19 protein-coding genes are annotated in these 19,196 nt (G+C 70.5%); 8 read left to right on the forward strand and 11 right to left on the reverse strand.

Annotated elements, in window-relative coordinates; genetic code table 11:
- Nucleotides 1–25: 25 nt before the first annotated feature.
- The 5 genes from OO69_RS43470 to OO69_RS43490 are packed head-to-tail and all read right to left on the reverse strand — an operon-like array spanning nucleotide 26 to nucleotide 3,084.
- A complete protein-coding gene (locus OO69_RS43470; protein WP_078652841.1) occupies nucleotides 26–712 on the reverse strand; it encodes a pyridoxine/pyridoxamine 5'-phosphate oxidase in 687 nt (228 codons plus the stop codon).
- Nucleotides 713–722: 10 nt separating this feature from the next.
- Nucleotides 723–1,601 (reverse strand): GNAT family N-acetyltransferase, encoded by an 879-nt coding sequence (locus OO69_RS43475; protein WP_033286514.1) that lies wholly within the window; start codon nucleotides 1,599–1,601, stop codon nucleotides 723–725.
- Nucleotides 1,598–2,197, reverse strand: a complete 600-nt coding sequence (locus OO69_RS43480; RefSeq protein WP_033286515.1) for a GNAT family N-acetyltransferase — start codon at nucleotides 2,195–2,197, stop codon at nucleotides 1,598–1,600. Before OO69_RS43480 ends, OO69_RS43475 begins: the two co-directional genes overlap by 4 nt.
- A 12-nt stretch (nucleotides 2,198–2,209) precedes the next feature.
- Nucleotides 2,210–2,635 (reverse strand): Zn-ribbon domain-containing OB-fold protein, encoded by a 426-nt coding sequence (locus OO69_RS43485; RefSeq protein WP_033286516.1) that lies wholly within the window; start codon nucleotides 2,633–2,635, stop codon nucleotides 2,210–2,212.
- Nucleotides 2,635–3,084: a hypothetical protein gene (locus OO69_RS43490; RefSeq protein ID WP_033286517.1), complete on the reverse strand. Its 450-nt coding sequence runs from the start codon at nucleotides 3,082–3,084 to the stop codon at nucleotides 2,635–2,637. Before OO69_RS43490 ends, OO69_RS43485 begins: the two co-directional genes overlap by 1 nt.
- 232 nt (nucleotides 3,085–3,316) lie before the next feature.
- Here OO69_RS43490 and OO69_RS43495 point away from each other — a divergent pair, with 232 nt between their 5' ends.
- The 4 genes from OO69_RS43495 (at nucleotide 3,317) to OO69_RS43510 (ending at nucleotide 9,513) form a co-directional block, all read left to right on the forward strand.
- Nucleotides 3,317–4,933, forward strand: coding sequence for a subtype B tannase (locus tag OO69_RS43495; protein WP_033286518.1), 1,617 nt, complete (start codon nucleotides 3,317–3,319; stop codon nucleotides 4,931–4,933).
- 216 nt (nucleotides 4,934–5,149) lie between these two features.
- Nucleotides 5,150–6,382: a flavin-containing monooxygenase gene (locus OO69_RS43500; RefSeq protein ID WP_051801671.1), complete on the forward strand. Its 1,233-nt coding sequence runs from the start codon at nucleotides 5,150–5,152 to the stop codon at nucleotides 6,380–6,382.
- A gap of 111 nt (nucleotides 6,383–6,493) precedes the next feature.
- Nucleotides 6,494–8,719 (forward strand): acetate--CoA ligase family protein, encoded by a 2,226-nt coding sequence (locus OO69_RS43505; protein WP_033286519.1) that lies wholly within the window; start codon nucleotides 6,494–6,496, stop codon nucleotides 8,717–8,719.
- Nucleotides 8,716–9,513: an enoyl-CoA hydratase/isomerase family protein gene (locus tag OO69_RS43510; RefSeq protein WP_033286520.1), complete on the forward strand. Its 798-nt coding sequence runs from the start codon at nucleotides 8,716–8,718 to the stop codon at nucleotides 9,511–9,513. The genes OO69_RS43505 and OO69_RS43510 overlap by 4 nt, the downstream gene beginning before the upstream one ends.
- 22 nt (nucleotides 9,514–9,535) lie before the next feature.
- Here the strand turns inward: OO69_RS43510 and OO69_RS43515 are convergent, their stop codons facing one another.
- The gene (locus tag OO69_RS43515) at nucleotides 9,536–10,129 is read right to left on the reverse strand and encodes an HAD family acid phosphatase (protein WP_033286521.1); all 594 of its coding nucleotides are present in this window, start codon (nucleotides 10,127–10,129) and stop codon (nucleotides 9,536–9,538) included.
- Nucleotides 10,130–10,381: 252 nt separating this feature from the next.
- Here OO69_RS43515 and OO69_RS43520 point away from each other — a divergent pair, with 252 nt between their 5' ends.
- The 3 genes from OO69_RS43520 (at nucleotide 10,382) to OO69_RS43530 (ending at nucleotide 12,028) form a co-directional block, all read left to right on the forward strand.
- Nucleotides 10,382–10,987 (forward strand): flavin reductase family protein, encoded by a 606-nt coding sequence (locus OO69_RS43520; RefSeq protein WP_033286522.1) that lies wholly within the window; start codon nucleotides 10,382–10,384, stop codon nucleotides 10,985–10,987.
- Nucleotides 10,988–11,088: 101 nt separating this feature from the next.
- A complete protein-coding gene (locus tag OO69_RS43525) occupies nucleotides 11,089–11,625 on the forward strand; it encodes a VOC family protein (RefSeq protein ID WP_033286523.1) in 537 nt (178 codons plus the stop codon).
- Between the two features lie 109 nt (nucleotides 11,626–11,734).
- Nucleotides 11,735–12,028 carry an SCO0607 family lipoprotein gene (locus OO69_RS43530; protein WP_051801673.1) on the forward strand — a complete coding sequence of 98 codons (294 nt, stop codon included), beginning with the start codon at nucleotides 11,735–11,737 and terminating at the stop codon, nucleotides 12,026–12,028.
- 3 nt (nucleotides 12,029–12,031) lie between these two features.
- Here OO69_RS43530 and OO69_RS43535 read toward each other — a convergent pair whose 3' ends face one another.
- The gene (locus tag OO69_RS43535; protein WP_033286525.1) at nucleotides 12,032–13,381 is read right to left on the reverse strand and encodes an MFS transporter; all 1,350 of its coding nucleotides are present in this window, start codon (nucleotides 13,379–13,381) and stop codon (nucleotides 12,032–12,034) included.
- Nucleotides 13,382–13,453: 72 nt separating this feature from the next.
- Between OO69_RS43535 and OO69_RS43540 the strand changes: the two genes are divergently transcribed.
- On the forward strand, nucleotides 13,454–14,539 hold the full coding sequence (locus tag OO69_RS43540; RefSeq protein WP_234444681.1) for a GlxA family transcriptional regulator: 1,086 nt from the start codon (nucleotides 13,454–13,456) through the stop codon (nucleotides 14,537–14,539).
- Nucleotides 14,540–14,553: 14 nt separating this feature from the next.
- Here the strand turns inward: OO69_RS43540 and OO69_RS43545 are convergent, their stop codons facing one another.
- From OO69_RS43545 to OO69_RS43560, 4 genes are all read right to left on the reverse strand, one after another.
- On the reverse strand, nucleotides 14,554–15,807 hold the full coding sequence (locus OO69_RS43545) for a hypothetical protein (protein WP_051801675.1): 1,254 nt from the start codon (nucleotides 15,805–15,807) through the stop codon (nucleotides 14,554–14,556).
- Nucleotides 15,808–15,918: 111 nt separating this feature from the next.
- Nucleotides 15,919–16,968: a Zn-dependent alcohol dehydrogenase gene (locus OO69_RS43550; protein ID WP_033286526.1), complete on the reverse strand. Its 1,050-nt coding sequence runs from the start codon at nucleotides 16,966–16,968 to the stop codon at nucleotides 15,919–15,921.
- Nucleotides 16,968–18,116, reverse strand: a complete 1,149-nt coding sequence (locus OO69_RS43555) for an acyl-CoA dehydrogenase family protein (protein WP_033286527.1) — start codon at nucleotides 18,114–18,116, stop codon at nucleotides 16,968–16,970. Before OO69_RS43555 ends, OO69_RS43550 begins: the two co-directional genes overlap by 1 nt.
- Before the next feature lie 110 nt (nucleotides 18,117–18,226).
- Nucleotides 18,227–19,138, reverse strand: coding sequence for an SDR family oxidoreductase (locus tag OO69_RS43560; RefSeq protein WP_033286528.1), 912 nt, complete (start codon nucleotides 19,136–19,138; stop codon nucleotides 18,227–18,229).
- Nucleotides 19,139–19,196: the final 58 nt, after the last annotated feature.

Consider the following 19,196-nt stretch of genomic DNA (forward strand, 5'->3'; position numbering starts at 1 on the left):
CCGCTGCACCGGCCAGCAAGACAGTTCAGGCAGGGGGATGTCTGCCTGGCCACCCGTTCCTCCGGGCCGCTCGCTCGCTTCTGAAACGGGCTGGAGCGGCCCTAGTCAAGGGTGGAGCGACGTCAGGGAACACGCGGTACAGGGTCCAGGACGGGGCAGGGGTTTCCGGTTCGCGTTGTGCCAGTTCCCAGGCCGCCTCAGACGCCTGCGTCAACTCGTCCAGGGACGGCAGGACTTCGCTCTGGTGGCCGGTCAGGGCTGCTGCCAGGGCGCCTGTCGAGTGGGCGTGGAGGTCTGTCTGGGATTCGGTCGGGGTTGCCGGGAGGACCGGGCCTCGTAGGCGGACCTGGCGGCCGAGGCGGGGCCAGTAGAAGGCGAGGGCGGCGTAGGCGAAGCCCTTCAGTTGGTGGCCTTTGCGGCTCGTGGAGTGGGTCGCGAAGGACCAGCCCTCCTCGTCCGCGCCGTGCAGCATCACCATCCGTACGTCGGGGAGGCCGCCGCCCTCTGTCGCCGGGTCGCCGTCCCGCGTCGCCAGTGACATCACGTGGGGTTCGGGCTCACCCGCCGCCACTGCCTCCGCGAACCAGGTGGTGAAGAGGGGGAGGGGGGAGTCCGGGGTTGCCGTCGGGTCCAGGGGTGGGAGCTTGGTCAGCTCGGGGGCCCATACGCGTAGTGATTTCAGTAGTTCGTGGAGGTCCGTTCCCGTTGCCATGGGGTGAGTATCACCTCGGGGCCGGGGCGGGGTGGAAGTCGTAGCCCGCGAAGTCCTCCACCGGGCGGTAGCCGATGCGCTGGTACAGGGCGTTGCTCGTGGGGTTGGCCAGGTCCGTGAACAGGAGTACCTCGTCCGCGCCCGCCGCCCTTGCCATTGCGCTGACATCCACCGTCACCGCGCCCGCGTACCCCCGGCCCCTGAGGTCCGCCGGGGTGTAGACGGGGGCTACCCGGATCTGGCCGGCCACCTTCGGCGTGAGCCCGGCCATGGACACCGGCGTACCGTCCGGGGTCTCCCAGAGCGTGATCCCGCCGTACGCGATCCGGGAGTCGGCCCACTCGCCGGGGTCCTGCGAGGTGCCGCTCTCGCCGATCGCCTCGGTGAACTCGACGTACCAGCGCACGAGTTGCTCGCGGTCGTTTGCCGTCGCGACTCTCGGGCGGCCCGGTGGGGCGGGTTGTGGGGTCGTCAACTCGGCGAGTCGGTACAGGCGTTGGCGTGCGTGGAGTGCGGGTGACCGTCCCGTCCGTCGCGCCCATGCCTCCGCGAACGTCGCTGCCGTGTCCAGTTCGCCCATGACTCCCGGCAACTCGTCGCCCCGCAAGGCCAATTGGGCGGCCAGCTCCGTGGCCTCCTCGGCGGTGAGGGGCGTCAGCATCAGGCGGCCGGGAGGTGTGCGGAAGAAGGCGGCCCGTACTTCGCCGTCGCGTTCCAGGGTGCCGAACACCGGGTCGCCCTCGCCGTACACCCGCAGCCCTCGGCTGCTCAGCGCCGCCGTCACCGTGAGGTGGACCGTGTGCAGCGCGGGGCGGGAACGCAGGAACTCCCCTGCCCGGGTGAGGAATTGGTCCAGGTCACCGGTGATGTGCCAGTCGTCGGTCGTCACAGCTGGACCTCCGGGTCCGTCGCCAGCCGGCCGTGCAGGTGGACGTCACGGAACGCGTCCCGCCGGCCCGCCTCGAACATCGCCCCGCGCAACGTCCCCTCGGCCGGGAACCCGCAGCGCTCGGCGATCCGGCAGGACGCGTCGTGGCCGAGGGCATGGCCCAGTTCGAGGCGGTGCAGGCCCAGGTCGGTCAGGGCCCAGCGGGCGGCGAGGGTGAGGGCGCGGGTGGCTACGTTGCGGCCGCGGGCCTCGGGGAGGGTCCAGTAGCCGACGCGGGCGACGCGGATGACGTGGTCGATGTCGTTGACGCCGATGTGCCCCAGCGTCGTACCGCTGACCGCGTCCGTGACGCAGAACGACGCGCTGACGCCGTCCTCCGCGTTCTCGGCGCGGGAGCGCAGCGAGCTGCGGGCGCCGGTGACGTCCGTGACCGGCCGCAGGGGGGTGTTCCAGCGCTGGAACTCGGGGTCGGACACCCCGCGCAGCCAGTCCGTCACATCGGTGTCGTCGTCGGCGTCCCAGGGGCGCAGCCGAAGTCCATGACCGTTCAGCTCGGGGAAGGGGTGCTGGAGAGACCGCTCGCGTATGTGGGCCATCGCGCCATTGAATCAAGCGTCGCGCGCACCGGGTACGTCATTTCCCCTCGGCCTGAACACCGGCACCCCGTCCCGGAACGCCACCTCGACCGCCATCCCCGCGCGCAGTTCGGCGGGGCCTGCCTGCACCATTTCCGTCATCATCCGCGGGCCCTCCGCGAGGTCGACGACGGCCGCCACGTACGGCACCCGCTCCCCGAAGGGCGGCAGGTCGTTGCGGTGGACGACGGACCAGGTGTAGAGGGTGGCGCGGCCGGTCGCGGGCCGCCAGGTGACGTTCTCGCTCCAGCAGTGCGGGCAGAACTCGCGCGGGTAGTGGTGGGCCCGGCCGCAGTCCGCGCAGTGGCGGAGGAGCAGGCGGCCCTGCGCCGCGGCCTCCCAGTAGGTGCGGGTGAACGCGTCGGGCTCGGGGACGTCGTAGCGCGGGGAGGCGGTCATCAGAACCAGCCCAGGGCCGCGTCCACCGACCACACCTGCCAGGACATCGCGAAGAGGGCCACGAGGGAGATGAGGGCCATCATCGCGTTCTGCCCCTGCTCCGCCCAGTCGTGGATCATCAGCGTGAAGTAGAGGACGTTGAGGAGCAGGCCCCCGACGAGCGCGGCCGGGGTGAGGAAGCCCACGACCAGGCCGAGGCCGACCGCCAGCTCGGCGTAGACGACGACGTACGCCATCGTGCGCGGGCGCGGCGCGACCATCACGTCGAAGCCCGAACGGACCGCCGTCCAGCGGTGTTTGGCGGCGACGTCGGCCGCCCACGCGATGCCGGTGCCGCGCTCGAACCAGGCCTTCTTGTCCTTGTGCCGCCAGCTCTCCAGCCACCACAGCCCGAGTCCTATACGGAGGACCGCGAGCCAGTCCGCTCCGCTGAGCCAGATCGCATCCATGAATCTGACGGTACGTCAGAAGCTGAAGAAAGCCGAGAGCCGGCCATGAAAATCCTGTGGTCCGGCCGTGCCGCTGTGGGTCCCCCATGAATGCCCGGCAGATTGTTGACGATTTTGTTCGGGCCCGATTACGTTCGCAAGCGCAAGGCCAAGGAGCGGTCAGGAAGACGCGGTCGGGAAGACGAGAGGCAGCACGGTGAAGCACAGGGCAGTGAAGCGCAGGACGGTAGTCATGGGCATCGGCGCGACCGCGGGTGTCGCGGCGGTCGGCGGCATCGCGCTCAGCGCGAACGCGTCGAGCGACTCGAAGTCCTCCTCCTCGGACGCCCTGGTCTTCGCCCCGGACGCCTACACGAAGCTGACGAAGTCGGTCACGGACACCGCCGGCACCAAGCACACGGTCGTCTACCACTTCTGGAAGGCGATCACGTACGTCGCCAAGCCGGTGGACGCCACCTACCAGTCGCTGATCGTCAGCGCCCCGGTGGAGATCGACGGCAAGGCGGTCGACGCGAGCAACGCCCCGATCCTGCTCGCCAACTCCGTCGGCGGCTACCTGCCCGCCTCCGTGTCGACGGCCACCGAGGTCGGCGGCGGCGGTTCGGCGATGGGCGGCGGCGCGGCCCCCAGCGGCGCGCCCACCGGCTCGACCAGCTCTTCGGCCGCCCCGAGCGCCTCCGCCTCCGCGAGCGCCCCCGGCGCCAACGGCAACACCAACGCCACCGGCGGCGCCACCTCCAGCAACCAGCTCCTCGCGCTGGCCGCCGGTTACGTCGTCATCGAGCCCGGCGCCCGCGGCCGTACCCTCAAGAACTCCAGCGGCGAGTACTACGGCACCGCCCCCGCCGCGATCGTCGACCTCAAGGCCGCGGTCCGCTACATCAAGTCGAACAAGGGCCGCATCCCCGGCAATGTGGAGCGGATCGTTTCTGCGGGTACCAGTGCCGGTGGCGCGCTGTCCTCGCTCCTCGGCGCGTCCGGTGACAGCCCGATCTACGACAAGTACCTCAAGGCGCTGGGCGCCGCCGACGCCTCCGACGCGATCTTCGCGACGGGCGCCTGGTGCCCGATCACCGACCTGGAGCACGCCGACGGCGCCTACGAGTGGAACTGGGGCGCCAACGACCTGAGCACCGGCAAGACGGTCGACCAGACGGTCTCCAAGGCGCTGCAGGCCCAGTTCGCCGAGTACCAGGCCGGCCTCAAGCTGCGCGGCCTCGGCGGCTTCGGGCCGCTGAACGCCCGCAACCTCGACGCGTACATGGTCAAGCAGTACCTGGAGCCCTCGGCGACCACGTACCTCGCCGCCCTCTCGGACTCCGCCCGCGCGACCTACCTGAAGGCCAACACCTTCATCACCTGGTCCGGCGGAAAGGCCACCTTCACCTGGGCCGACTTCCTCACCCACGTCGGCGCCCGCAAGAAGGACGCCCCCGCCTTCGACGCCTTCGACCTGTCGGCCGGCGAGAACAACGAGTTCGGCACGGGCAAGACCCTGGCCCGCCACTTCACGGCGTACGGCGCGAAGAACGACTCGACCGGGCTGAGCAGCAAGCGGGTTCCGAGCGACGTCCCCGCCAAGCTCGACCTGATGAACCCGATGTACCACCTGGTCGAGAAGGTCAACCCGAACCGCTCCAAGCACTGGTGGATCCGCCTCGGCACCAAGGACTCGGACACCGCGCTGACGGTCGCCGCCAACCTCGCCGCCCGCCTCGACAACCTCGGCGACGACGTGAACCACATCTACTACTGGGACGAGGGCCACGGCGCCAACACCGACCCGGGCGACTTCATCACCTGGATCGCCCAGGTGACGGGCCACAAGGCCAAGGGCAAGGGCAAGTAGCACCCGCCCGCCGCGACCACGACGCCGAGCCCCACCGCGCACCGTGCGGGCTCGGCGTCGTCCACGTTTCCCGGCCGCGGCGCCCTCCCGCGCATCCCACAACCAGAGCCCCTACGCCACCGACCTCACCCACTCCTCCACACCCGTGATCGATCCGCAACCAATTCCGGGCTTGACCGAGACCCATCAACGTGGGACGTGATTACGCTCGCGCTCATGGCCGACTCCACAGCGTCCCCGACCCCCGCGGCGCAGAACCACGCAGACCGTCCCGTGTACGTCATCGGCGGCGGCCCCGGCGGTCTCGCCGCCGCGTACGCGCTGCGCGCGCAGGGCATCCGTGCCGTCGTACTGGAGCGGTCGGACCGGGTCGGAGCGTCCTGGCGCAGGCACTACGACCGCCTGCACCTGCACACCACCCGGCGGCTTTCGAGCCTGCCCGGGCTCACGATGCCGCGCCGGTTCGGCCGCTGGGTCTCGCGGGACGACGTGGTGCGCTATCTGGAGAAGTACGCCGAGGTCCACGAGTTGGAGATCGTCACCGGCGTCGAGGTCTCCCGCGTCGAACGCTCGGCCGACGGCACCGGCTGGCTCCTGCACGCCACCGGCGGCCGCGAACTCACCGGCCGCGCGGTCGTCGTCGCCACCGGCACCAACCACACCCCCCGCATCCCCGACTGGCCCGGCCGCGACACCTACACCGGCCGGCTCCTGCACGCCGCCGACTACCGCAACGCCCAGCCCTACGCCGGCCAGGACGTCCTGGTCGTCGGTATCGGCAACACGGGCGCGGAGATCGCCGTGGACCTGATCGAGGGCGGAGCATCGCGCGTCCGCCTCTCCGTCCGCACCGCCCCGCACATCCTGCGCCGCTCGACCGCGGGCTGGGCGACCCAGTACACAGGCGTTCTCGTACGACGGCTGCCGGTCGGCCTGGTCGACCGGCTCGCGGGGCCGGTGTCCAAGGTCAGCGTGCCGGACCTGGCGGCGCAGGGGCTGCCGCGCCCCGACACCGGGCTGTACAGCCGGGTGAAGGAGGGCTCGATCCCGGTCCAGGACGTCGGGCTCATCGACGCCGTGCGCAAGGGCCGGGTCGAGATCGTGCCGGCCGTGGAGAGCTTCGAGGACGGCAAGGTCGTCCTCGCCGGCGGCGGCCGGATCGGCCCGGACGCCGTGATCGCGGCCACGGGCTACGTCCGCTCCCTGGAGCAACTCGTCGGCCACCTGGGCGTGTTGGACGCCCGGGGCAAGCCGGTCGCGCACGGCGCGCGCACCCCGAAGGACGCGCCCGGCCTGTACTTCACCGGCTTCACCAACCCCATCAGCGGCATGCTCCGCGAACTGGCCATCGACGCGGAGAAGATCGCGAAGGCGGTCGCCAAGGAGACCAGGAAGCTCTCGAAGAAAGCCTCGAAGAAGGCCTCGAAGGGGGTCCCGGCCGCGTCCTGACCCGGGGTCCGTCCGTTCTTTGCGTGCACGACAGTTCCTGACGCTGTGTCAGTTCAGTAATCTGACAGTGCGTCAGTTGATTATGCCGTCACACAGGAGCGGGGCGGACCGATGCTTGGATCAACCCACGGCACCCTCACCACCGACTCCCGCCGGGCCCGGGTCATCGCCTGCGGTGAGCAACCCGGCCCCGCCGTCCACGGCAGGCCCGCCGACGTCGACGATCTCGACGTCGGCGGGCGGCCGTTGTACGCGGGCGTACCCGACCTGGACCGTTTCTTCCGCCCCGAGTCGGTCGCCGTGATCGGCGCCTCGGACGCGGAGGGCCGCCCGAACACGGGCATCACCCGCCAACTCATGGCCTGGGCAGGCCGAGTTGGGGCCCGTCTCCATCCGGTCCATCCCACCCGTACGACGGTTTTCGGCGTCCCCTGTTTCCCGTCCATCGGCGACCTGCCCGAACAAGTCGACCTGGCCGTAGTGCTGGTGGCCGACCCCCTCCCCGTGATCGAGCAACTCGCGGAGGCGAAGGTGAAGTTCGCGGTCGCCTTCGCGTCGGGCTTCGCGGAGACGGGCGAGGAGGGTGCGCTGGCGCAGGCCCAACTGGCCGCCGCCGTAGGCAGGTCGGGCCTCCGCCTCCTCGGCCCGAACACCAACCTCAACGCCTTCGAGAACTTCCGCGAGGACCTGGACGGCCCCGCGATCGCGCTGATCACCCAGTCCGGCCACCAGGGCCGCCCGGTCTTCGCCCTCCAGGAACTCGGCATCCGCCTCTCCCACTGGGCCCCCACCGGCAACGAGGCCGACCTGGAGACCGCCGACTTCATCTCCTACTTCGCCGAACGACCCGAGGTCGGCGCCATCGCCTGCTACGTCGAGGGCCTCAAGGACGGCCGCTCCTTCCTCCTCGCCGCCGACCGCGCCGCCCGCCGCAAGGTCCCGGTGGTCGCGGTGAAGGTCGGCCGCACGGAGACCGGCGCCCGCACGGCCGCCTCCCACACCGGCAAACTCACCGGCGCGGACACGGTGGTGGACGCGGCGATGCGCCAGTACGGCGTGATCCGCGTCGACGGCCTGGACGAACTCCAGGACACGGCGGCCCTGTTGGCGCGCGCGAAGCCTCCGGTGGCCGAGGGGGTCGTCGTCTACTCGATCTCCGGCGGCACGGGCGCCCACTTCGCCGACCTGGCGAGCGAGGCGGGACTGCGCCTCCCGCAACTGTCGGACGCGAAACAGTCCGAACTCCACGAGTGGATACCGCCGTACCTGAGCGTGGCGAACCCGGTGGACAACGGCGGTCACCCGGTGGGTGATTGGCGCGGCCGGAAGATCATCGACGCGATCCTGGACGACCCGGAGGTGGGGGTGCTGGTCTGCCCCGTCACGGGCCCGTTCCCCCCGCTGAGCGACAAGCTGGTGGAGGATCTGGTGGCCGCGGCGGAGGAGACCGACAAGCTGGTGTGCGTGGTGTGGGGCTCCCCGGTGGGCACCGAACCGGCGTACCGCGAGCGCCTGTTGGGCTCGTCGAGGGTGGCCACCTTCCGCACCGTCGGCAACTGCATCACCGCCCTGCGCGCCTACTTCTCCCACCACCGCTTCGTCCACGCCTACCGCTCCCCCTTCGACGAGGCCCCCCGCACCGTCTCCCCCTCCTTCCGCAAGGCCCAGGCCCTGATGAGCCCGGGCCGGCAGCTGAGCGAACACGCGGCGAAACAACTCCTGCGCGCCTACGGGATCCGGGTCCCCCGCGAGCAGTTGGTGACCAGCGCCGCGGCGGCCGTACGGGCGGCGGGGCTGGTGGGCTACCCGGTGGTGATGAAGGCGTCCGGCGCGCAGATCGCGCACAAGACGGAACTCGGCCTGGTGAAGGTGGGCCTGACGTCGGCCAGTCAAGTCCGGGACGCGTACCGCGAGTTGACGGACATCGCCCGGTACGAGGACGTGACCCTGGACGGTGTCCTCGTCTGCCAGATGGTCGAACGGGGTGTCGAGATGGTCGTAGGCGTCACGCAGGACGAACTGTTCGGGCCGACGGTGACGGTCGGGCTGGGCGGGGTGCTGGTGGAGGTCCTGCGGGACGTGGCCGTACGGGTGCCGCCGTTCGGCGAGGAGGCGGCGCGGGACATGCTCGGCGAGTTGCGCGGGCGGCCGCTGCTGGACGGGGTACGGGGACGCCCCCCGGCCGACCTGGACGCCCTGGTGGAGGTGATCCTCCGGGTGCAGCGCATGGCCCTCGAACTGGGCGATGTGCTCTCGGAGTTGGACATCAACCCGCTGATGGTGCTGCCCAGGGGGCAGGGCGCGGTGGCGTTGGACGCGCTGGCGGTGTGCCGATGAGTGACCCGACGGCCGAGGTCACGCACACGGTCGCGGGCGGTGTCGCGTACCTCACCCTCAACCGCCCCGAGGCCCTGAACGCGATCACCCCGGCCCAACGGGACCGCCTGATAACCCTGTTGGGAGAGGCATCGGCGGACCCCTCCGTACGGGCGGTGGTCCTGACCGGCACCGGCCGGGGCTTCTGCGCGGGCGCGGACCTTCGGGGCGGCGGGGCGTCCGCGGAACGGATCCCCGGTGACGTCGCCCGCGTGATCCGCCAGGGCGCGCAACGCCTGATCGCCGCCGTCCTGGACTGCGAGAAACCGGTGCTCGCGGCGGTGAACGGCACGGCGGCAGGCCTCGGCGCCCACCTGGCCCTGGCCTGCGATCTCGTCCTGGCCGCGGAATCGGCGCGGTTCATCGAGGTGTTCGTCCGCCGCGGCCTGGTCCCGGACGGCGGCGGCGCGTATCTCCTCCCGCGCCTGATCGGCCCGCAGCGCGCGAAGGAGCTGATGTTCTTCGGCGACGCGGTGAGCGCGGCGGACGCGGAACGCATCGGCCTCGTCAACAGGGTCGTAGCGGACGGGGAGTTGGAGAAGACGGCCCGGGAGTGGGCGGAGCGTCTCGCCACCGGGCCGACCCGCGCCCTCGCCCTCACCAAGCAGCTCGTCAACGCGTCCCTGGACAGCGACCGTACGACCGCGTTCGCGGCGGAGGCGGCGGCGCAGGAGATCAACATGACGACGGAGGACGCGCGGGAGGGCGTGGCGAGTTTCGTGGAGCGCAGGAGCCCCGGGTACCGGGGACGGTGACCCGGGGCGCCCGGAGCACTCGTCAGTCCAACAGGCCGTCGTAGTCCGGGAGTTTGTACGTCGTGTCGGCGTAACCGCCCGACAGGTCGGTCGTGTTGTTGCCGATGTTGGCGATGATGTCGTAGCCGTTCGCCTCGATCGCCTTGCGCTGGGAGGTCTTGAAGTCGGCGATGGACTCGGTCAGGAGCTGGGCGACCGTGCGGGCGTAGAGGCCGTCGACCGTGTAACCGACCGACGTGAGGTTGGACTTGGTGACCGCGTTGAAGAGGTTGCTGCGGGCGCTGACGAAGAAGACGCTGATGCCCTTGGCGTGCGCGTCCTGGGCCAGAGCGAGGACCGGCGGGGTGGCCGGGACCGTGATGCCGCCCTCGAAGTAGGTCTCCAGCGAGGTGTTGTCGATGTCGAGCACGATCGCCTGCTTGGCACCGGAGGTGTTGGCGGCGGCACGGGAGTCGATGTAGGTCTGCGCGGGGCCGGTGACGGCGGCGACGTCGGTCAGCCACTGGGACTCGGTCACGGTCGAGTCGGCGGCCTGCGCGGGCAGGGCGGCGGCGAGCGTCAGGGCGAGGCCGGCGACGGCGGCCACGGCTCCGCCGCGTGCGGTGAGACGGTTCATCGTGTGGGTGCTCCTCAAGTCACGGCTGCCATCAGTGACATACCGGTGGCGGTCGTTCCGCAACACTGCCGGGGGTGGGCGTGCGTCGGGTGACCCGGAGGGGTCCGTGGGGCGACGTAACACCCATGATCTGACCGGCAGTCTGTGAATTGGCCCAGCACAGAGGCGATTCAGGCCTCTCCGCGAGACCGGACGCCGACAGGCCCGCACCCCTTCCTATCTGATGAGCCGTCAGCTTCAATGGGTGATGTGATGGGACACGCAGGGGCGGCCGCGGCCGCCGTCCGGTACCTCAGGTCGGCCGGAAGCGCTCCGGCCGCGCAGCCTGTCGAGGCGCTGCCGCGGCCGGAGCTTCGGTGTGTCACGGACGACGAGCGGGCACCGGTCGACCAGGGTCAATTCCGGCGCGTACTGGGCTCGTTCGCGACCGGCGTGACCGTGATCACCGCCCCCGCGGCCACCGGCGAACCCGGCCCCGCCGGGTTCGCCTGCCAGTCCTTCTCCGCCCTCTCCCTCGACCCGCCCCTCGTCGTCTTCATGGTCGGCCGTACGTCTACGACCTGGCCGCGCATCGCCCGCGCCGGTGTCTTCTGCGTCAACGTACTCGCCGCCCACCAGGGCGAGTTGTGCCGCGGCTTCGCGGCGAGCGGCACGGACAAGTTCGCCGGCGTCCCGTACGACGCCTCCCCGGTCTCCGGCTCCCCCCGCCTCACCGACGCCGCCGCCTGGATCGACTGCACGATCCACGCCGTGCACACCGGGGGCGACCATCTGATCGTGGTGGGCCGGGTGGACGGGCTGGGGACCGACGAGGGCGAGGGAGCACCCCTGTTGTTCCACCGAGGCCGCTTCCTCTGACCGTCGGCATCGGCATCGGTGCGCGTCAGTAGGACAGGATCTGTCCTACCCCGCCCCTATCGTCGCCCCCGAAACTCGGCAGCGACGAAGGGACCCCGACGATGCCCCACCACACCAATTCGGCCCCGGACGGCTACACCACCGTCGCTCCCTGGGTCATGACCGACGACACGGGTGCCTTTCTCGACTTCGTCGCCGCGGCGTTCGGCGGGAAGGAACTCGGGCGGGTGGTGACCGAGGGCGGGGCGATCGGGCACGGTGAGATCCGGGTCGGCGACACGGTCGTGCTGGCCTTCGACCGCGCCCCGGACTGGCCCGTCATGCCGAGCCTGCTGCGCGTGTTCGTGCCGGACGCGGACCAGGCGTTCGCCCGGGCCGTCGACGCCGGGAGCCGCGTCGTCACGCCCCTGGCGAACGACGCCTTCGGACAGCGCGGCGGCCGGATCAAGGACCCCTTCGGCAACATCTGGTGGGTGGTCGCCCACGTGGAGGACGTCCCCGAGGACGAGATGTGGGACCGGCTGCGGCAACCCGCGTACGCCGAGGTCATGCGCGTCGCCCAGGAGACCTTCGACGCCGAACTCAGCGGCCGGGACCGCGGCCGCAGCAGCGCGCCCGTGCGGACGACGACCGAGTAACCCGGGCCGCGCTTCTGAGCCCGCGTACTCATGAAGGTCCGCCCCACCTCCGGCAGCCTTGCTCTCAGACCGATTCGAGCATTCGAGCTTCCGACCGGGGGACCCAACCATGAGCAAGCGCACACGAGTCGCCGTTCTCACGTCCGTCCTGATATCCGCCGCCGGGCTGCTGTCCGCCTGCTCGTTCTCCACCGCGGACGCCATGTGCGGCGGGGGCGAGTACCCGGTCCTGGCCGTGGGCAGCACCGCGGGCGGCGCCTGCGTGAAGAACGGCGACAACCCGCCGAGCGGCTATGCCCGGTACCCGAAGGGGAAGGTGCCGAAGCACGTCGACGACAAGTGGGACACGTACTGGCAGACCCACACCGTGGACGCGAAGGGGAACATCACCTCCGCGCCGTAGCCGTCACGCCACCGCGACCGGGGCCATCCCCACGACCGGCCGCCGCCGGATCACCAGCGCCATCAGCGCCGCCACCGCGCACAGCGCCCCCGCCACGTACCAGACCATGTCGTACGACCCGAACGCGTCCCGCGCCACCCCGCCCAGGAAGGCGACGAGCGCCGCGCCGATCTGGTGGGAGGCGAGGACCCAGCCGAAGACGATCGCGCTGTCCTCGCCGTACTGCTCGCGGCACAGGGCGAGGGTCGGGGGGACCGTGGCGACCCAGTCGAGGCCGTAGAAGACGATGAAGAAGAGCATCGGCGGGTGGACGGTGGGGGCCAGCAACATGGGGAGGAAGAGGAGCGAGATGCCGCGCAGGGCGTAGTACACGGCGAGCAGGCGGCGCGGTTCGAAGCGGTCGGTGAACCAGCCGGAGGCGATCGTGCCGACCACGTCGAAGACGCCGATCACCGCGAGCAGCGAGGCCGCCGCCGTGATGGGCATGCCGTGGTCGTGGGCGGCGGGCACGAAGTGGGTCTGGATCAGCCCGTTCGTGGACGCGCCGCAGATCGCGAAGGTCCCGGCCAGCAGCCAGAACGGGCCCGTGCGCACCGCCTTGAACAGCACCGACACCGTGCGGCGGGCCGCACCCGTCACCGGTTCCGGCTTCGGCACGAACTCGGTCGCCCCGTACGGCTTCGCGCCCACGTCCGCCGGGTGGTCCCGCAGCAGCAGCCACACGAAGGGGACGACGGCCAGGGCCGCGAGGGACACGGTCACCGCCGCCGGGCGCCAATTGTGCTCCTCGACTATCCAGGACAGCAGCGGCAGGAAGATCAGCTGGCCGGATGCCGAGGCCGCCGTCAGGATGCCGGTGACCAGGCCCTTCCGCGCGACGAACCAGCGGTTGGTGACCGTCGCCGCGAACGCGAGCGCCATCGAACCGCTGCCCAACCCCACCAACAGGCCCCAGCACAGCAGCAGTTGCCACGGCGCCGTCATCCACACCGTCAGACCCGACCCGAGCGCGATCACGGTCAACGCGACCGCGACCACCCGCCGGATGCCGAAGCGGTCCATCAGCGCCGCCGCGAAGGGGGCCGTCAGCCCGTACAACGCGAGGTTGATGGAGGCCGCCGCCCCGATCGTGCCCCGCGACCACCCGAACTCCTGGTGCAACGGATCGATCAGCAGCCCCGGCAGCGAACGGAACGCCGCCGCCCCGATGATCGTCACGAACGTGACGGCGGCGACGAACCAGGCGCGGTTGATCCGGGTACGGCTACGACTACGACGGCTACGGCCGCTGGGCTCGGGGCCGGGCTCCTCGGCGGTGCCGGGACCGGGCGTGGCATCGGTTGTCTGCGTCACGTCAATGAGCTTCCGGCATCCCGCCCCTCCCGGGCCACTGGCCCGAAGGACAGCATTCGGTAGAATCGGGCCATGAGCCGAGAGCCCGAGCCGGAGTTCCGCCCGCACCGCGTCGTCGTCCTCGCCCTCGACGGCCTCCTCCCCTTCGAGCTGGGCATCCCGCACCGCATCTTCGGCCGCCCCCGGGACGCCGAGGGGCGGCTGCTGTACGAGGTCGTCACCTGCTCGGTCCGCCCGCCCGGCCCGGTCGACACCGACGCCGACTTCGCCATCCACGTCCCGAACGGCCCGGAGGCCCTCGCCACCGCCGACACCGTGATCGTCCCGGCGTCGTACGAACTCGGCCCGGTCTTCGAGGAGGGCGTCCTCACCCCCGAACTCGCCGCCGCCCTCGCCCACATCCGCCCCGGCACCCGCCTCGCCTCCATCTGCACCGGCGTCTACGTCCTCGCCGCCGCCGGTCTCCTCGACGGCCGCCCCGCCACCACGCACTGGGCCGACGCCGAACGCTTCCAGGAACTGTTCCCCCAGATCGAGGTCGACGCGGACGTCCTCTTCATCGACGACGGCGACGTCCTCACCTCCGCCGGTGTCGCCGCCGGTATCGACCTGTGCCTGCACATGGTCCGCCGCGACCACGGCACCGCCGTCGCCAACGACGTCGCCCGCCGCACCGTCGTACCGCCCCACCGCGACGGCGGCCAGGCGCAGTACATCCACCGCCCGGTGCCGGACCCGCAGGTGGCGACCACGACCGCCGCCCGCACCTGGGCCCTGGCCCGCCTCCACGAACCCCTCCAACTCCGGGACATGGCCGAGCAGGAGGCGATGTCCGTGCGCACCTTCACCCGCCGCTTCCGCGAGGAGGTCGGCATCAGCCCCGGCCAGTGGCTCACCCAGCAACGCGTCGAACGAGCCCGCCACCTCCTCGAATCCACCGACCTCTCCATGGACCAGGTCGCCACGGACGCCGGCTTCGGCACGGCCCAGTCGATGCGCCAGCATCTGCAGACGGCCCTGGGCGTCACCCCGACCGGCTACCGCCGCACCTTCCGCACGGGAGGAGCAACGGCGGCAACAGGGTCCAACGGCGGCTCCGAACCCGACCGCGCCACCGCCGACTCCGATCACCACGGCCCGGTCGGCGCCCTCAACTGACCTGGCGCCCCAGCTCACTTGGCGCCCTCAGCACCCACCCCAGCTCCAACACCCCCTGGTTCTACGGCGCCTCCACCACTCCCCTCCGCACACTGAACCCGTCTCGCCCGCCGTACCTCTCCCCACCACCCCACGCCAGTCATCACCAGGGTCAGACACACCCCCGCGAGAATCGCCGTCGAAGGCGCAGCCACCTTCAACAACGCACCGGCCAACGACCCCGTCGCCGCATACCCCGCCCCCGACGCCGCGTACATCACGGAGTACCCCGCGGCCAACGCCCCCGGCGGCAGCACCTCCCGCAGCGAGAGATTCCGGGTGAGCATCGCCCCCGACTGAAGCGTGCCGCCCATGACCAACGCGACGGCGATCCCCGCCGTGGCCGGTATCAGCGCGGCCAGCGCCACACACACCGAGGTACCGGCCATCAGCACCACACTCCGGGTGCGCAACAGCCCTGGCCAGCCGCGCAAGCCGTAGACGAACGCGCCCAACCCACCCCCCACCGCCATCCCGGTCAGCAGCGGCCCCGACCAGCCGACCCCGATGCCACGCTGTTCGAGCAGCGCCGGAAGGACGAGCTCCGACAGTCCGAGCAGGGCAAGGCTGGCCGCGCCCACGACATACACCGGCCAGGCTCCGACCAGCACCCGGAGCAGCGGAGGACCGTCCCCGACCGCACCGCCCGGGTCACCCCCGCCCCACCGGTCCGGCAGCAACCACAGCCCCGCAACCGACCACGCCATCAACCCGGCCGCGAGCAACAGCGGGCCTCTCGGCGCCACACCGAGCGCCAGCCCGGCCACCGCCGCCGGAGACACGGCCCACACCCCGGCCATGAGTATCGACTCGACGGACAAGGCCTGCGCCACGGACCGCGCGGGCACCAACTCCCCCAGCAGCGTGCGCAGTCCACCGGTGGCGGCGGCCGGCGCACCCCCGGCGACGAACGCGAACCCGGCGAGCACGGCAGGATGCGCCCCCGGAAACACCCCGAGCCCCAGAAACCCGACCGTCCCGACCGCGAGCCCGACCGCCAGCTGAACCCGGGCCCGCTCAGGCCGCAACCGCATCCCGAGCACCGGCGCCCCGCCGATCTCCCCCAGGACATAGGCCCCCGCGAGTATCGCGCCCAGCGAGTAACCCCCCGGCCGCTCGCGCACCAGGAAGACCAGGGCCAGCGGCGCCATGGCCACCGGCATCCGGGCGCCCAGGGCGGTGCAGGCCCAGGTCAGAACCTGGCGGGAGACCACATCGCGGTAAGTCATGCCAAAACGCTAAGGCCCGGGACCGACAGCGCCCCAGGAATTTCCCCGGCCTGTGGATAACTCCAGCCACCACCCGCTGAGCCCATCCGCTCAACAGGGACCGTCAGAACGTCAGAACGTCAGAACCCCACGCGCCACCCGCCCCGCCTCCGCGTCCTCCGCCGCCTTCTCGAAGTCCTCGACGGGATACGTCTCGGTCACCAACTCATCGAGCAGCAACCGCCCTTCGCGATACAGCTGGGCGTACAGCGCGATGTCCCGCTGCGGCCGCGAGGACCCGTACCGGCACCCGAGAATCGACTTGTCCAAATACATGGACGAGACGAGGAAGGACGCCTCGGCGGCAGCCGGCGGCACCCCGAGCAACACCGCCTGCCCATGCCGATCCAGCAGATCCACGGCCTGCCGAATCAACTCCACCCGCCCCACGCACTCGAACGCGTGGTCGGCCCCGTTGGGCAGAATCTCCCGCACACCTTCCGCCGACGTCAGGAAGTGCGTGGCCCCGAACTCCCGAGCCACAGCCTCCTTCCCGGGATTCGCGTCCACCGCGACGATCGTCAACGCCCCCGCGATCCGGGCCCCTTGAAGAACATTGAGCCCGATCCCACCCGTCCCGATGACGACAACGCTCTCCCCCAGCCCAACCCGCGCCCGATTGAGAACGGCACCGACCCCGGTCAGCACCCCGCACCCGATGAGCGCGGCTGACGGCAGCGGAATGTCCTCCGGTATCCGCACGGCCTGCACGGCTTTCACCACGGTCCGCTCGGCGAAGGCGGAGTTGGAGGCGAACTGATAGACAGCCTTCCCGCCCCGCGTGAACGGCTTCCCCGGCCGCCCGATGGCCTGCCGGCACATGGTCGGCCGCCCCCGGTCACACTCGGCGCAGGTACCGCAGTTGGCGAGCGTGGACAGAGCGACATGATCCCCGGGCGCGACATGGGTGACGCCCACACCCACGGCCTCGACCACCCCGGCACCCTCATGCCCCAACACCACAGGAACGGGAAAAGGTATGGTCCCGTCCACCACGGACAGATCGCTGTGGCACAACCCGGCCGCCGAGATCGCGACCAGCACTTCCCCGGGCCCCGGCTCCCGTACCTCCAGATCGTCCACGACCTGGATCTGCTTGCCGTCGAAGACCACACCGCGCATCAGACGACCCCCTTGGGTTCCCTGGGCAGACCGAGCACCCGCTCGGCGATGATCGTGCGCTGAACCTGGTCCGAGCCGCCGTAGATCGTGTCGGCCCGCGAAAAGAGGAACTGGTGCTGGAACAGGTCGAGTTCGTACGACAGTGACGGCGTCCAGTCCACCGGCCCGACCGTCGCTGCGGCCCCCCGCACCTGCATCGCCAACTCCCCGAGCCGCTGATGCCACCCGCCCCACAACAGCTTGGCCACACTGGGCGCCCCGGCGTCCCCGGCGCGCCCGAGGGTCCGCAGCGCGTTCCACCGCATGGCCTTCAACTCGGCCCACTGCCGCACGAGTCGATCACGCAGGACGGGATCACCAACGGCCCCCGAGGCAACGGCGGTTTCGACAACCCGCCCCAACTCCCGCGCGAACCCGATCTGTTGGGCCAGGGTCGACACCCCCCGCTCGAACCCGAGCAGGCTCATGGCAACGGCCCACCCCTCGCCCTCCCCACCCACAAGATGCTCGGCACGCGCACGTGCCCCCTCAAAAAACACCTCGTTGAACTCACTCGTCCCGGTCAACTGCCGTATGGGCCGCACCTCGACACACCCCGGCTGATCCATGGGCACGAGCAGAAAACTCAACCCCCGATGCCGCCGCGACCCCACCTCGGTCCGCGCCAACACAAAACACCAGTCGGCCTCATGAGCGAGCGAGGTCCAGATCTTCTGCCCGGTGACCCGATACTCCCCACCGTCCCGCACGGCAACAGTCCGCACCCCCGCGAGATCCGACCCGGCCCCCGGTTCGCTGTACCCCTGACACCACAGCTCGTCCCCCGCGGCGACAGCCGGCAGGAAACGCGCCTTCTGCTCGTCGCTTCCATGCGCGATGAGGGTAGGGGCAAGAAGGTTCTCCCCAATATGCCCGGACCGAGGCGGCGCGTCCGACCGCGCGTATTCCTCGGCCCAGGCGACCTGTTGGGTAAGGCTCCCCGTCCGATTCCCATACCCGGACTCCGGCCAACCCAGCCCGATCCACCCACTCTTACCAAGCGTCCGTTCCCAAGCCCGCCGATCCTGATCAGAATCAACATGCTCAGAGAGCCACGCCCGAACCTCCACCCGAAAGTCTTCATCTGCGTCAGCGAATCCAAATTCCACAGCGGGTCCCCTTCCAGCACAGGCCGGCTCAACTAACCCAGGGGCGCGGGGAACTGCGCGACCAGCCCCCACGCACCCGCACACGCCACACAACACAACCCCCCACCCCCCTAGGCGTTAGGCCGCTCCCCACCCCGCGCAGCCCGCTCCATCTCCTGCAACCGAGAAAGCATCGGCATCGGATCCACCCCGACAGACCCCGGCAAAAACTCCGCGATCTTCTCCGCCGTCCACCCTCCGGCCGCATACGCCGCCCGCAACTCCCGAGGCTGCGCCCACACCGCGATCTTCTCCCCGGCAACGGTATAAACCTGCCCGGTGATCCCAGCCTCCCGAGCCCGCTCGGACAACAGATAAACAACAAGGGCCGCCACATCCTCCGGCGACCCGATCTCCGCCAACTCCATAGGAACGTTCGCAGACATCCGCGTACGAGCAACAGGCGCGACCGCGTTGGCAGTGACCCCATACTTGTTCAATCCCAACGCGGCGCTCCGCACAAGCGAAATAATCCCACCCTTGGCCGCACTGTAATTGGCCTGAGAAACCGACCCTTGATGATTCCCACTGGTGAACCCGATCAACGTCCCCGCCCGCTGCTTCCGCATAACAGCGGAAGCCGCCCGAAACACAGTGAAAGTCCCCTTCAAATGAGTGGCGAGAACCGGATCCCACTCCTCCTCGGACATATTGAAAAGCATCCGCTCCCGAAGAATCCCCGCAACGCACACCACCCCATCGATCCGCCCGAACGAAGACACCGCGACATCGACAACCCGCTGCCCCCCAGCCATCGTCGAGATGTCATCGGCAACAGCAACAGCCTCCCCACCCGCAGCCAAGATCTCCTTGACGACCCTCTCCGCGATCTCACTCGTAGGCGAGACCCCGTCCATGGAGACCCCGTAGTCGTTGACGACAACCCGCGCCCCCTCCCCCGCAGCGGCAAGCGCAACAGCCCGTCCGATCCCCCGCCCCGCCCCCGTGACAGCGATGACCTTGCCAGCCAAGAAGTTCCCCATGTCCGGCCCCTCCCACGGTTTCTGACGGTCCGTTAGATTCGACTCAGATTCTACGACC

The organism is Streptomyces sp. NRRL F-525 (genome assembly GCF_000716605.1).
Lineage (GTDB): Bacteria > Actinomycetota > Actinomycetes > Streptomycetales > Streptomycetaceae > Streptomyces.

What these genes read in the sequence shown, in the direction of transcription:
- OO69_RS43470 (WP_078652841.1), bottom strand. Translation starts at nt 712, where the DNA reads ATGGCAACGGGAACGGACCTCCACGAACTACTGAAATCACTACGCGTA.
- OO69_RS43480 (WP_033286515.1), bottom strand. Translation starts at nt 2,197, where the DNA reads ATGGCCCACATACGCGAGCGGTCTCTCCAGCACCCCTTCCCCGAGCTG.
- OO69_RS43485 (WP_033286516.1), bottom strand. Translation starts at nt 2,635, where the DNA reads ATGACCGCCTCCCCGCGCTACGACGTCCCCGAGCCCGACGCGTTCACC.
- OO69_RS43490 (WP_033286517.1), bottom strand. Translation starts at nt 3,084, where the DNA reads ATGGATGCGATCTGGCTCAGCGGAGCGGACTGGCTCGCGGTCCTCCGT.
- OO69_RS43495 (WP_033286518.1), top strand. Translation starts at nt 3,317, where the DNA reads ATGGGCATCGGCGCGACCGCGGGTGTCGCGGCGGTCGGCGGCATCGCG.
- OO69_RS43500 (WP_051801671.1), top strand. Translation starts at nt 5,150, where the DNA reads ATGGCCGACTCCACAGCGTCCCCGACCCCCGCGGCGCAGAACCACGCA.
- OO69_RS43505 (WP_033286519.1), top strand. Translation starts at nt 6,494, where the DNA reads ATGCTTGGATCAACCCACGGCACCCTCACCACCGACTCCCGCCGGGCC.
- OO69_RS43510 (WP_033286520.1), top strand. Translation starts at nt 8,716, where the DNA reads ATGAGTGACCCGACGGCCGAGGTCACGCACACGGTCGCGGGCGGTGTC.
- OO69_RS43515 (WP_033286521.1), bottom strand. Translation starts at nt 10,129, where the DNA reads ATGAACCGTCTCACCGCACGCGGCGGAGCCGTGGCCGCCGTCGCCGGC.
- OO69_RS43520 (WP_033286522.1), top strand. Translation starts at nt 10,382, where the DNA reads ATGGGACACGCAGGGGCGGCCGCGGCCGCCGTCCGGTACCTCAGGTCG.
- OO69_RS43525 (WP_033286523.1), top strand. Translation starts at nt 11,089, where the DNA reads ATGCCCCACCACACCAATTCGGCCCCGGACGGCTACACCACCGTCGCT.
- OO69_RS43530 (WP_051801673.1), top strand. Translation starts at nt 11,735, where the DNA reads ATGAGCAAGCGCACACGAGTCGCCGTTCTCACGTCCGTCCTGATATCC.
- OO69_RS43540 (WP_234444681.1), top strand. Translation starts at nt 13,454, where the DNA reads ATGAGCCGAGAGCCCGAGCCGGAGTTCCGCCCGCACCGCGTCGTCGTC.
- OO69_RS43545 (WP_051801675.1), bottom strand. Translation starts at nt 15,807, where the DNA reads ATGACTTACCGCGATGTGGTCTCCCGCCAGGTTCTGACCTGGGCCTGC.
- OO69_RS43550 (WP_033286526.1), bottom strand. Translation starts at nt 16,968, where the DNA reads ATGCGCGGTGTGGTCTTCGACGGCAAGCAGATCCAGGTCGTGGACGAT.
- OO69_RS43560 (WP_033286528.1), bottom strand. Translation starts at nt 19,138, where the DNA reads ATGGGGAACTTCTTGGCTGGCAAGGTCATCGCTGTCACGGGGGCGGGG.